This is a genomic window from Alistipes montrealensis, assembly GCF_018362775.1.
GTDB lineage: Bacteria > Bacteroidota > Bacteroidia > Bacteroidales > Rikenellaceae > Alistipes > Alistipes montrealensis.
This window is the reverse complement of sequence record NZ_JAGYXY010000003.1, coordinates 627,751-640,357: the sequence shown is the minus strand read 5'-3', so window position 1 is coordinate 640,357 and position 12,607 is coordinate 627,751. Positions and strand designations below refer to the sequence as shown.

General features: G+C 59.7%; 13 protein-coding genes. All 13 read left to right on the top strand.

From position 1 onward, the window contains the following. Position 1: 1 nt before the first annotated feature. From KG007_RS08795 to KG007_RS08735, 13 genes are read left to right on the top strand one after another with little or no spacing between them, the layout of a single operon-like run. Complete coding sequence (locus tag KG007_RS08795; protein ID WP_213348246.1) at positions 2-421, top strand: type IV pilin protein; 420 nt, start codon at positions 2-4, stop codon at positions 419-421. A 4-nt stretch (positions 422-425) separates the two neighbouring features. Then, positions 426-896 carry a hypothetical protein gene (locus KG007_RS08790; RefSeq protein ID WP_213348244.1) on the top strand — a complete coding sequence of 157 codons (471 nt, stop codon included), beginning with the start codon at positions 426-428 and terminating at the stop codon, positions 894-896. Continuing rightward, the gene (locus KG007_RS08785; protein WP_213348242.1) at positions 887-2,305 is read left to right on the top strand and encodes a GspE/PulE family protein; all 1,419 of its coding nucleotides are present in this window, start codon (positions 887-889) and stop codon (positions 2,303-2,305) included. The genes KG007_RS08790 and KG007_RS08785 overlap by 10 nt, the downstream gene beginning before the upstream one ends. A gap of 3 nt (positions 2,306-2,308) precedes the next feature. Further along, positions 2,309-4,174 (top strand): type II secretion system protein GspD, encoded by a 1,866-nt coding sequence (locus tag KG007_RS08780; RefSeq protein ID WP_213348240.1) that lies wholly within the window; start codon positions 2,309-2,311, stop codon positions 4,172-4,174. Beyond that, positions 4,171-5,121, top strand: coding sequence for a hypothetical protein (locus KG007_RS08775; protein ID WP_213348238.1), 951 nt, complete (start codon positions 4,171-4,173; stop codon positions 5,119-5,121). The genes KG007_RS08780 and KG007_RS08775 overlap by 4 nt, the downstream gene beginning before the upstream one ends. Continuing rightward, entirely contained in the window at positions 5,118-5,612 is a 495-nt protein-coding gene (locus KG007_RS08770; protein WP_213348236.1) for a hypothetical protein, read from the top strand. Before KG007_RS08775 ends, KG007_RS08770 begins: the two co-directional genes overlap by 4 nt. Before the next feature lie 4 nt (positions 5,613-5,616). Continuing rightward, entirely contained in the window at positions 5,617-6,012 is a 396-nt protein-coding gene (locus tag KG007_RS08765) for a hypothetical protein (protein ID WP_213348234.1), read from the top strand. After that, positions 6,009-6,473, top strand: coding sequence for a hypothetical protein (locus KG007_RS08760; protein ID WP_213348232.1), 465 nt, complete (start codon positions 6,009-6,011; stop codon positions 6,471-6,473). Before KG007_RS08765 ends, KG007_RS08760 begins: the two co-directional genes overlap by 4 nt. Then, a complete protein-coding gene (locus tag KG007_RS08755) occupies positions 6,470-7,678 on the top strand; it encodes a hypothetical protein (protein ID WP_213348230.1) in 1,209 nt (402 codons plus the stop codon). Before KG007_RS08760 ends, KG007_RS08755 begins: the two co-directional genes overlap by 4 nt. Next, positions 7,666-8,013: a hypothetical protein gene (locus KG007_RS08750; protein WP_213348229.1), complete on the top strand. Its 348-nt coding sequence runs from the start codon at positions 7,666-7,668 to the stop codon at positions 8,011-8,013. The genes KG007_RS08755 and KG007_RS08750 overlap by 13 nt, the downstream gene beginning before the upstream one ends. Further along, the gene (locus KG007_RS08745) at positions 8,001-8,486 is read left to right on the top strand and encodes a hypothetical protein (RefSeq protein ID WP_213348227.1); all 486 of its coding nucleotides are present in this window, start codon (positions 8,001-8,003) and stop codon (positions 8,484-8,486) included. The genes KG007_RS08750 and KG007_RS08745 overlap by 13 nt, the downstream gene beginning before the upstream one ends. Continuing rightward, complete coding sequence (locus tag KG007_RS08740; protein WP_213348224.1) at positions 8,470-9,522, top strand: type II secretion system F family protein; 1,053 nt, start codon at positions 8,470-8,472, stop codon at positions 9,520-9,522. The genes KG007_RS08745 and KG007_RS08740 overlap by 17 nt, the downstream gene beginning before the upstream one ends. Positions 9,523-9,547: 25 nt before the next feature. Then, entirely contained in the window at positions 9,548-12,604 is a 3,057-nt protein-coding gene (locus KG007_RS08735) for a hypothetical protein (RefSeq protein ID WP_213348222.1), read from the top strand. Positions 12,605-12,607: the final 3 nt, after the last annotated feature.

Below are 12,607 nucleotides of genomic sequence, written 5' to 3'. Positions count from 1 at the left end.
TATGAGAAAATTTCCCTATGCCGGATTAAAACGGCTTCGCGCTTTTTCTTTGCCTGAGTTGCTGGTCGTTCTGGTTATTATCGGCATTTTGGTTCTGATCGCTTTGCCGAATCTGATGCCGTTGATATCGCGGGCTAAGGCCACGGAGGCGCAGCAGCAGTTGACCTACCTGCATACGCTCCAGAAGAGTAATTTCTACACCTATTCGCGCTACTCGCTGTCGCTGGACGAGTTGGGTTTCGAACAGTCGAAGCTGGTCACGGACGGCGGTCAGGCTAACTATCTGATCGAGATCGTGGAGGCTACGGAGCATGGTTTCCGGGCTACGGCTACGGCAGTTGTCGATTTCGACGGCGACGGGACGTATAACGTTTGGGAGATCAACCAGGACAAGGAGTTGAAAGAAACCGTCAAAGACTGAGCCCATGCTACCGTTTTCCTGGTCTTATCTGCTGTTGCTGGTTCCCGCCGCGCCGCTGGCATACGACGATTTCCGGCTGCGCCGTGTCGCCGTCGTGTGGCTTGCGGTGCTCGGAGTCGGGAGTTTCGGCGTGTCGTGGCGGGTGCAGGGCTTCGATGCGGCGCTGCTCGGCACGGTCCTGAATACGGTCCTGCTGTCGGTTCTCTGCGCAGCTTTGGCGGGCTGGCATCTGTTGCGCGGCAAATCCTTCGGAACGTTCTTTCGCCGTAGTTTCGGTGCGGGCGATGTGGCGATGATGTTCTCCGCGACGCCGCTTTTCAGCCCTGCGGGCTATGTGCGTTTTCTGCTTGCGGGATGCTTGGCGGCACTGGCGTGGTGGTGCGTGAAACGCCCTGCGACGCTTCCGTTTGCGGGAATCCTTGCCCTCGTACTTGCGGCTTTTGTCCTTTGTAAAACGTTCGGATTATGGAACTGACGCACCCGATCCCCACGGAGGTCATCCAGCTTCTGAGCGCTTCCGAAGCGGGCGAATACCGCCTTGTTCCGGTTCGGCGTCAGGGTGCGGATATCTGCTGCTATGGAGCCGCGGGCCGGGATTACGGGGATGCCTGCGCCGAACTGGAGGTGCTCTACGGCTGGCATGTCACGATCGAGCCGGTCGCCGACGAGCTTTTGCAGCGGCTCCTGCTGCAATACTACCGCCCGGATACGGGGCCTAAAACCCCGGCGGGCAACCGCCTGACGGACATTTCGTCGGGGCAGGGCTTCCTGATGTCGCTCATCGGCGAGGCGCTGCGCGATTATGCCAGCGACATCCACCTCGAACCCTACGAGGAGCGCTGCCGGGTACGCCTTCGCATCGACGGCAAACTCACGGAACGCTACGTCGTCGAACGGACGCAGTACACGCCGCTCGTGAACCAGATCAAAATCCTCGCGAACCTGGACATCTCCGAGAAGCGTCTTCCGCAGGACGGGCGTATTCTCTACGACCGCGACGGCAGCAAGTTCGACGTGCGCGTTTCGACGCTTCCGACAATCTACGGCGAGAAAGTCGTGCTGCGCCTGCTGACACGCCATGTCGAACTGCTGGAACTGAAAAACCTGGGTTTCTCGCCGCGGCAGTACGACGATTACTGCCGCTCCATCGCGCGCCCGTTCGGCATGGTGCTGATCTGCGGACCGACGGGCTCGGGCAAGAGTACGACGCTCTACGCCACACTGCGGCGGCTGAATGCCGTTTCGGAGAATATCCTCACCATCGAGGACCCGATCGAGTATACGCTCGAAGGGGTCAACCAGACGCAGTTGAAGGAGGAGATCGGGCTGACGTTCGGCAGCGCGCTGCGCACGTTCCTGCGCCAGGATCCCGACATCATCATGCTGGGTGAGATCCGCGACGGCGATACGGCGCAGATGGCCGTGCGCTCGTCGCTGACGGGTCACCTGCTGTTTTCGACCATCCACACCAATACGGCATGGGGCGCCGTGGCGCGCCTGTCGGACATGGGCGTGCATCCCTACCTGGTGGCCAATACGCTGGTTATGACCGTCGCGCAGCGCCTGGTGCGCCTCTTGTGCCCGCATTGCAAACGGGAGACTGCGGCGACGGACGAGGTGCGGCGGCTGGTTCCCGACGCCGGGATGCACTTCGAGGCCGTGGGCTGCGAACGATGCTTCTATACGGGTTACAGCGGCCGGCGCGCCGTGTATGAAGTGATCCCGATGGACGACAGCCTCTCGGCTGCGGCGCGCGACGGACTCTCCGACGTGGCTCCGCTGCTTGCCGCGCGCGGTATCCCGTCTTTGAAAGACGCCGTTGTAGACCTTTTTCTGCGGGGTGAAACCTCGCTCGACGAACTGATTCCCCTGCTGAACTACTAGCCTATGAAATACTTTTACCTGCTTCTCCTGCTGTTTCCCGCCTATTGCGCCGCCCAGGGCGACACGGCCCGCTTTGCGGCGGTCGACCGCACGCTGGAAACGCTGGTCGACCGTGATTCGACCTTCGCCCGTACGGTCGATGTTACGGCGGGGCGTCTGCCCCTTGCGGAACTGCTGCGCAATATCGCGCGCGCGAGCGGCGTAAACCTCTCGGTGCGGAGCGTCGAGAACGTGCCCGTTTCGTGCAACTTCACCCGGGCGCGTGTCGACGACCTCGTGCGGTTCCTCTGCCGCGAGTACCGGCTCGACGTGGAGACCACGGGTAATATCCTCTCGGTCTTTCCCGCCGCGCCTGTTCCCGCTCCGCAGCCCGATCCGGATGTCTTTTACAATGCCGCCGACACGACGCTGTTCTACGACCTGCGGGGTGAGCGGCTGATCGACGTGGCGAAGAAGATCACGACTTTCTCGGGCCGCAACATCATCGTTCCGCAGCCTTTGTACGATTACAAGGTCTCGGGTTATGTGCGGGCCATGCCTTTCGACGGGGCCCTTCATACGCTGGCCTCGGTCAACGGCCTTACAGCCGAGAAGGATGCGCAGGAGGTGTGGACCCTTTACCGCGAGCAGGCCGCACCGCAGGAGGGCGGCGGCGCGGGGCCGTCGTATACGCGGCGGCGGCAGTTCTCGCAGAACGAACTGCTGGCCGACTCGCTCGGGCGCATCACGGCGCATATCGCGCGGGGCAATGTGCAGGATATTATTCTCGACCTCTGCGAGCAGTTGGAGCTGAACTATTACTTCAAGTCCCCCGTGAGCCTGACCACGGGCATCTGGGTCGACGACACGGATTTCGAGACGCTGCTGGCCGTGCTGCTCAAGGGTTCGCAGTATTCCTACTACTGCGAGCGGGGCATCTGGGTTTTCGGGGCCTCGCAGGGCGACGGGCTCTCCTCCGCGACGATCGTTCCGCTGGCTTTCCGGGCTGTTTCGAAGGTCGAGGAGATCATCCCTGCGGCCCTGAAACAAGGGGTCGAACTGAAAACCTTTCCGGACCTGAACAGCCTGGTCCTCTCGGGCGACCGGAGGGACGTGGTGCGTGTCGAGACGTTTCTTCGGTCGGTGGACAAACCCGTGCCGCTGATCACGATGGAGATTATCATCGCCGACATCACGAAAAGCAATATCCGGGAGATCGGCATCGGCGGCGGGGTAGGCAAGTCGCCCGCGCAGACTTCGGGGACGCTGGGGCCGGGCGTCGATATGATGTACAGCGCGGGAGCCGTCAACAACCTGCTGCAACGCATGCAGGGAACGGTGAACCTGGGGCGTGTGACGCCGAATTTCTACCTGAGCCTGCAGGCCCTCGAAGAGAACGGCACGATCCGCCTGCAATCCACGCCCAAACTCTCGACGCTCAACGGCCACGAGGCGACGCTCACCAGCGGCGAGACGCAGTACTACAAGGAGGTGCAGAATAACTATTACGGGACCCAAAACCCCATTTCGTCGGAATCGTACCAGTGGAAATCGGTCGATGCGAACCTGTCGATCAAAGTCACGCCTTACGTTTCGACCGACCGTCAGATCACGCTGGAAATCGAGTTCGAGCAGACCGAGTTTACGGGCCGCGAGCAGGAGAACGCCCCTCCGGGAACCGCCACGCGCAGTTTCAAGTCGATCGTCAAGGTCCAGAACGAGGAGATGGTCCTGCTGGGCGGCCTGGACCGTAATTCGATGGAAAAGTCCTCGCGGGGCATCCCGTTCCTGGCGCGTGTCCCGGTCATCAAGTGGTTCTTCGGCAAGGAGAAACGCAACAAGGTCGAACGTACGCTCAACGTTTTTATCAAACCTACGGTTATCGAATGAAACTGCTTTCCCGCATCCTGAACCGCATTGCCTTTGTCCGGGCGGACTTTGCCGCCGACGGGAACTGCCGCACGGAGGTTTTCCTGTGGCGGACGGGCGGCGTGGCTCCGGCCGAACGGAGTGCGGCGAAGGGCCTGCTCGCGGCCGTGGTCGTATGCGGCCACGGGGTCGTAACGAAACCCGACGGTTCGCAGATCGCCGCCCGTATCAAGGCCGATCCGGAGACCTTCCTGTGGAGCTCGGCCGGCGGCGGGACCTCCTTTGTCCGGCGGGAACGGCTCGGCGCACTGACCGAAGAACTCGCGGCGGAGGGCATCGTTCCGGTGCGCATTTTCTGTGCGGACGCCGGGGCCGGTTTCGAAACCCTGGCGGAAGAGTTTGCCCGGCAGGTTTATGCCGGCCTGCGCTGGCGCTCGCTCGTGCGTCCGGGCGCCGAGTCTTCGGCGGCGGCACAGGCCGTGGTGCGGCGTGCGGCGCTTCCGGTGCTGGGCCTGTTCCTGTGCGTGCTGGCCGCGAATGCCGTGTTCTCCCCGCGGCTGAATGCCCGGCGGCAGGCGTTGCAGCAGCAGATCACGGCGCGGGAACGTACGGCCTCGAACGCCGCATCGGCGGGAGCCCGGCAGCGGGAATTGCTGGCGGAGTTCTCGAAACGTCCGGCTGCGCCGTGGGCCGTCGTCTGCGACCGGGTCGCCGGAGCGGTTCCCGAACGGGTCGTGCTGACGCAGTTGGCCGTCGAACCGCCTACCAAACGCTTCGAAGCCCGCAAACCGCTGCAACGGCTCGAAGGCCGGGTCGTCGTCTGCGGAACGGCTCCGGAGGCTTCCGACGTGTCGGCATTCGTGCGGCGGCTTTCGGAGGAGGCCTGCTGCCGCGGCGTGCGGCTTATGAATGTGGAAAAGGAACGCGACGGCGACCGGCTCTCGTTCCGCATCGAGACTGCCTTATGACGCTGCCCTACAAATACCGTGGAATCGTGCTGCTGGCCGGACTGGCGGTGGCCCTGCCGTGGATTGCATGGCATTTCGCCCTGCGCGATACCTGCGCGGCGCTGCGCGACTGCCGGCACATGGCCGCACGGCTGGAAACCCTCGCGCCCGAAACCGCACAGCCCGCGGCGGTCGGAGCCGGGGAGTGCGAACTGGTCCTCTCGGGCGGACTGCTCGACACGGTGCGCCGGGCCGCCGCGGAACGCTCGGTGCAGGTCGCGGGCTATGAACCGCTCGTCACGGCGGAACACGACGGCGTGGCGGTGCATACCGCGCAACTGACCCTGACGGGCGACTACGCCTCCCTGCTGCGGGTTGTCGATACGCTCGAACGCACGCTTCCCGCCTGCCGCCTGCGTTCGCTCGTCTGGCAGGCCGTGCCGGACCGGCGGACGCGGAAAATCCGGTTGACGCTGACGCTTTATATCCAGCAAATCGTACTTAAAAAATAATGCCATGAACAAACTGCTGCCCCTTTTATTTGCCCTGCTGGCCGTCGGCTGCGAGGTGCTCGAAGAGGATATTTCCGGCGTGCAGGTGCGGATCACCGCTCCTTCGGACCGGGTTTCGGTGGCCGCCGGAGGCGTTGGCTTCCGCTGGGCGGCCGCACAGTATGCCGTCGGCTATGAGTTTACGGTGGTCGAGCCCTCGTTCGCTGCCGCCGGGCGCATCGTGGCCGATACGGTGATCTACGCCGATTCGCTCGCGCGCAGTTACGGCTGCCGCGTGGAACTCACGGCCGGCGAATACGAATGGTCCGTCACGGGGTTCAACGGCGGTTACAGGACCCGTACCGAGGTCCGGAGACTTACCGTTACGGCCCCTGCGGACACCGAAACCCCGGAGCCATGAAGTCCCGCTGGACGACCTGCCTGCTGCTGGCGGCCGTTGCGGCGGTCTGGGGCGTCGTGGCGTGGAAAATCTTCGCTCCCGCCGGCGATGCCGTTCCGGCAGCCCGTCCGAAGCCCGCGCAGGTCTCTGCCGCGCCGCCCGCCGCCGACTCGCTGCGGCTCGACTATCCGGATCCGTTCCTGAAAGGCGCGCCGCGGCATGTGGCTGCCGTGCGTCCTGCGGTGCGGAGCCTCCCGGCGCCGAAGGCCGCCGCTCCCAGGCGTGAACGGGTGAAGATTGCCCACCTGGGAACCATTACCTCGGCGGGCGGTCCCCTCTATATCCTGACGGTCGGAGATACCCAGTATGAACTGACCCGCGGCGATTCGGCCGGAGGGTTCGCGCTCACGGCCTGCGACGGGGATTCGCTTTATCTGTGTAAGGACGGCGTGACGTACGGCGTAAAACGGTGCGGGCCATGAAACCCCCGGGCACATATCTGTGCGGGAACGTACTGCCTACGGCGGTCGTGGTGTCGGTGGTGATGCTGATGGCGCTGCTGGGCCTCATGATGCTGTGGGAACAGGAGTCGCTGCTCTTCGTCCGCAGCCAGCGGCTCCGCCAGGCCCGGGCCGACGCCGAATCGGCCTATACGCTTTACCGGTTGCATCCCGACGATGCCTCGCTGGTCGCTTCCGAAGGCTGCCGACTCTACGACTCCCTGTCGCGGTCGCGGGTCTTCGTCCGGACACAGCCGTGGGGATTGTACGAGGCCGTGCGGGTCCGGACTGCCGATTCGCTGCTGCATGTCTGCCGCCTGTACGGCGCAGAACCCGATGCCCCGAATACGCTTTTTTATGCCGACAACCGTTCGGCGGTGACACTTGCCGGGCAAACCCGCTTGCAGGGGACGTTGCGCCTGCCTCAAAACGGACTGGTCTACGGGCGCGTAGGTTCCGATTTCTACCGCGGGCCGCAGTTGCCGCACACGGCCATCCTGCATGCCGAGGGCGGACTGCCGCAGCCCGATCCGGCCGTCCTGCGGCGCATTGCCGCGCTGTTTACCCGGTCGGAACTATCGCCGGATACGCTTCCCGACAGCCTTTTCCACTCTTTCCTGCGCGATTCCGCCGCTGTTTTCCGGCTCGGCAGCGCCGAGGTCGGCGATTGTTCGCTCCGGGGGCGCATCGTGCTTTACGCCGACTGCCTGCGCATCGACTCGACCTGCCGCATGGAGCACCTGCTCGTCGTGGCGCGTAAGATCACGGTGGGCGGCGGTGCGCGCATTGCGGCGCAGTTGTTCGCCCGCGACACGGTCGTCGTCGAAGCGCGTGCCGTGCTGGAATACCCTTCGGGAATCTATGCCGGGCAGTATGCCGAGGTCGGCGACCGGGCCGAAGTCAACGGTTATGCGGTCGTTCGCGATACGGTGCGCCGCAAAAAGGTGACGGCTTCTTACCGCCAGTCGCGCACGGCGCGGCTCCGCGGACTGCTCTGGGTCGACGGCGTGGCCCAGGTGCAGGGCATCGTCGCGGGGCGGGCGGTATTGCGGCAGGCTGTTTATTTCTCGCCCCAGGGCTACTACAAAGACATGTTCTACGGGGTGACATTGCTTGAAAATCCCGTGACGGCGCAGCCGCTCTGGCTCGCATCCGCGCGGAGAAAGGAGGCGGCATGCGCAGACTGAGGGGTGCGTCGCTGCTGGAGGCGATCGTCGCCGCCGTGCTGTTTCTGACGGTTTTTGCAGCGGTCATGGAACTGCTGCCGCGCCTGACGGTGCGCGACGACGACGCGCTGCTCGTGGCCGAGGCCGATTACTGTGCCGGACGGGCTTTCGACAAGTACGCCACCGGGCTATGGCCCTCGGGCGAATATGCCGAGGCCTACGACTGGGGAGCGGTCACGGTGTTAGTCGAAGCCTATCGCGGGTTTTCGGATGTGCAAATCGTGACGGTCTCGGCGCGCATCGGCGGCAGCCGCAAACGAATCACCCTCAAGCAACTGGTCGAATGCCGGGACTGAACCATACGCTGCGAGGCTCGACACTGGTCGAGACGCTGGTGATGATGCTCGTGGCGGGTGTCGTCTTCCTTGCCGTGATGGACGGCCTGACGCTTTTTACCCGCCTGCAAACCCGGCGCGCCGGGGTGTTGCTGGAGAACGGACGCCGCCGCGACGGGTATTTCCGGTTGGAGGCATTGACCGCGGGCGCCGACAGCATCTGCACTGGGCGCGAAGGGGTGGCTGTCTTTTGCAGCGGCAGGCAGTCGGTATTGGCTTTATGCGATTCGGCGCTGGTTTACCGCACCGGGGAGTTCCGGGATACGCTGCTGTCGGACGTTGCCGGGCTGCGGCTCTCCGGGACCGACCCCGATACGCTGGAGGTGGCTCTTGCGGAAGGGTTCGTGGTTCGATTCCTGGTGGAACCTCCGCCGGCGGAGCAGTACAGGAGGTCGCTGGCGATTATTGAAGAAGGCTATGACTACGAAGAATAAGATAACGGATGCCCGGCGGGAGGTATTCTACGCCGAACTGCACGCCCTGCTGACTGCAGGGCTGGATTTCTCGCACGCCTTTGCACTGTTGATCGAGGGCGAGCGGGATGCGCGGATGAAAGGGCTTCTGAAGGGGCTTTACGATGGGGTGGTGGGCGGCTCGGCCCTGTGGCAGGCCATGGAGCGCAGCGGGGCGTTCCGGCCCCTGGACTGCGGCGTGGTGCGCATCGGCGAGCAGACGGGGCGCCTCTCCGAAACGCTCGAATTCCTCGGCGGCTATTACCGTAAGCGGACCGCCCAGCGGCGGATGGTCTCCTCGGCGGTGAGTTATCCGCTGGTGATCCTCTGCACGGCCGTAGCGGTCGTGGCCTTTATGCTGGCCGTGATCGTCCCGATGTTCGAGCAGGTCTACGCCCGCATGGGCGGCGAACTGCCGGCCCTGACGCGCTGGATCATCTCGCTCTCGAAATCGTTTCCCGCTTATGCCGCCGCAATCGCGGTTGCCGGGAGTGCTGCATATATCATTCTATACACCAACCGAAACCGAAAGGAGGTACAACGATGGACTTCTGAACTCATGCTGCGCCTGCCCGTTGCGGGCGCGATTATCCGCAAAAACCACCAGGCGCAGTTTTGTAAACTGCTCTACCTGCTCTGCACGTCCGGGGTTCCGCTGCTCACGGGCGTGGGGATGCTCTCCGACGTAATCGGCTTCTATCCCTACCGGCAGTCGTTCGCCTCGATCTGCCGCGGCCTGGAGCACGGCGAACTCTTCTCGGCGTGCGTGGCGCGCTTCCCCGCGCTGTACGACCGCAAACTCACGGCCCTGATCCGTGTCGGCGAGGAGACCAACCGCCTTGCAGAGATGCTCCGCCGCCAGGGCGACGCCCTCACCGACGAACTCGAATACGGAATCTGCCGCATGGGCTCGCTGCTCGAACCCGCCCTGATCATGCTCGTCGGCCTTCTGGTCGCCGTAATCCTCATCTCCATGTACATGCCCATGTTCCGACTCGGTGGAATTATGGGAACTTGAATTTTAATCTTCAAAACCTCCAAGAATGAAAACCTCATTACTGATTTTACGTATCGCAACTACATTCTGTGTGTTCAGATTGCTGACCGCAGTCTCGCCTTGTTATGCTCAGGCTTGGGATGGCCGTGAGATAATTCCGATAGCTCCCGATGCCTGGAGTTTTATGAAATACGGAGGATATACCGCTCCCGATTTGTATACCGGGACACTTCACCTCAGCATTCCGTTGTATACTTACAAAGACCGGGACTTCGAAATCCCGCTCTCGCTCGATTATACGACGACCGGGCTCATGCCCAATACGACGACCGGAACCGTCGGAATGGGCTGGACGCTGAATGTCGGAGGCTGCATATCCCGTGAGGTAAGGCAGCATTCGGATGGCGTCGGAGGCGGCAACGGCGTATTCGGATCATTGGAATATACCCTGGATACATTAACCGGGAATCCATTCGAACGCCTTCCGAATAACCTTCATTGGGAGACAGGAACGTTTTGTTATGTCATTCCGAAAAGCTCTGGTTCCATGCAAAAGAATGTCGAATCAGAACCCGATGTTTTTTCCTTCAAATTCAATGGTCATTCCGGAAAATTCATCCTTGCCAGGGTTCGGGAGAAAGGCCAGAGTTCCTCTCGTGTGAAAGCGTTTGTCTACGGTACGACACAACCGGCCGGCGAGTACCGGGTAGATGTCGAACAACTGAACGGAGACAGTTTCCTTTTTACGATTGTGACCGGCGATGGGTATAAATACCATTTCGACCGGATGGAAAATCAGGATTACTGCACAATTCTCAGGAGGTCGTGGGGTGGCGGTGACGATATGCCGTCGTCGTCGGATACGCCTGTCACCTGGTCTCTCGTGTCGATCGAGGCTCCTAACGGCCGGAAAGTCCGGTTTACATACAAACTGTTTCCCTATGCGATGAGTGTCAAACCGTCGGTTTCGCAGGGCACGATCCATTACAGCCGGGAAGAACCGTCGGGCAGCACCTCTTGGCTGAGGGATTTCGAAAAATCCTTAAATGATGTCCGGGATGCGTCGCATAACATCTATAGCAATAATTATGTGGTTCCCGATTCTATCGTTGTCGAAGATAGCGGAGTGGTTATTAAAAATATGTACAGCGACAGATTGCGGGCCGAATCACAGCGGTTGAGCAATGCCCTGCAAATTGATTCGTTACGGGTTGTAAAGAAATTGGACAGTATTTTGATCCGGGATGTCTTGCGCGACCGGCCGCTGAAAACAATCTCTCTCTTCTATAAACATCCTCAGAATACACGGAGCAATCCCGTTCTGATGCTGAAAAATATTTACATTTCCGGAGACGGCGATTATGCGATGGAATATAACGGCGAGGACGGAGCGTTTCCCTATCAGGGAACTACGTCTGTCGATCATTGGGGGTATTACAACGGTCGCGGAAATTATGAAATCAATGATTTTTTGCCCCAAATATCCCTTGATGAGAATCTGGTCCAGACTGTGACCAACGATGTGCGAGAACCCGATTTTTCGGGAGCCCTCATGGGAACATTGCGGAAAATCAGGTATCCTGCGGGTGGCTATACCCGATTTGAATATGAGCAACACCGGTATTCTGTTGTTCTTACCCGGGACCTGAGCAGTAAAAACCTGCCATATTTGAAATATATCGAATCTTCGCCGGCAGGCGGTGTCAGGATCCGTAAAATCGTCGATCATCCCATTACGTCGGATTCGACCGTCCGGACCTATACGTATGAAAAACAGGGCCTCTGTTCCGGGATTGTTTTACGTTATCCGCAATACTACCAGATCGTGGCTTATAAATATGCGAATTCGGGCAAGACGACTTATGAACTGGCGGCCACGCGTGCATCTTACGGTTTTTATGCGCATACGCAGGATGCTTCTTATATCTGTTATTCCGATGTCAGCGAAACGACCTGTGACGGAGCCGTTACGAAATATCATTTCAGCAGCTATTTGGATCCTGAATGCCGGGATTTGTTTCCGGACGAACAGACGGAAATGAGAACGGTCAATGAGGGGGTGGAGTATAACAAGTCGGTGCACGCGGCTTATATGGATCCCGATTCGAGGGATGCTCTCCGGGGAAAATTGCTGCGTAAGGAAAGTTATGCAAAAGACCAGTTGCAGCCCTGGTCGGTAGAGCGGTATAAATACAAGGTTCAGGGGCCGACGCCTCCTTATTGCAGTTGTGTGAAAAATGCAATCAGCAAACTTTACGTTTCGAAAAACTATCTGGACAATTGTTTGGTGGACGAGTGGTCCTGTACGTATTTTGAAAATCAGGACTCGTTGACGATTCATAAAAAGTATGTCTATAATAATCTGAATCAGCAGACCGGTGTCTGTGTGACCGATTATGGACTCGGAACTTCGACGATCTCGGAGAATCTGTACCTCAACGATATTGCCGATGATACCGATTCGGTGCATACGATGATGAAGAGCCGGAATATAATTCAGTTCCCGGTCAAAACCTTGTCAGCTTTTCATAAGTCGGTGAATCCGAGCCGGTCGAAATACAAATTGACCGACGGAACCTGTTATGAATTTCAGAAAAACGGCAGCCTGATTTGTGTAGGCAGTGTGAAAAAGGCCAAAATCCCGCCGGCCGGAGTTGCGGCTCATGTATTTTGCGGATTCGATTTCGATCATCTGCTGACTACTGCCACGTCTTATCGATACAATAATTACAATTACCCGATAGAGATTCGTAACCGGGCAAACAGGCCGACATGCATCGTATGGGGATATAACGGGTTGTATCCGGTGGCGAAAATCGAGAATTGTTCCTACGAGGATTTCGTTGCGATTCTATATCCCGGTGTTCTAAGCCGCCCGTTCGACGCAGGACTTCCGAGTTATTATCAATATTCCATTTATCAGCGGAATGATATGGAAATGACTACTTATGAATATATACCGAATGTCGGAGTCTCTTGCATCCAAGATCCGGCCGAACGTTGCACCTATTACAACTATGACCGTGACGGGAAGCTGATTCTTGTCGCGGATGATAAACTGCATCTGGTTAAGGCCTATAAATACAATGTTAAGAACAACTAAAGA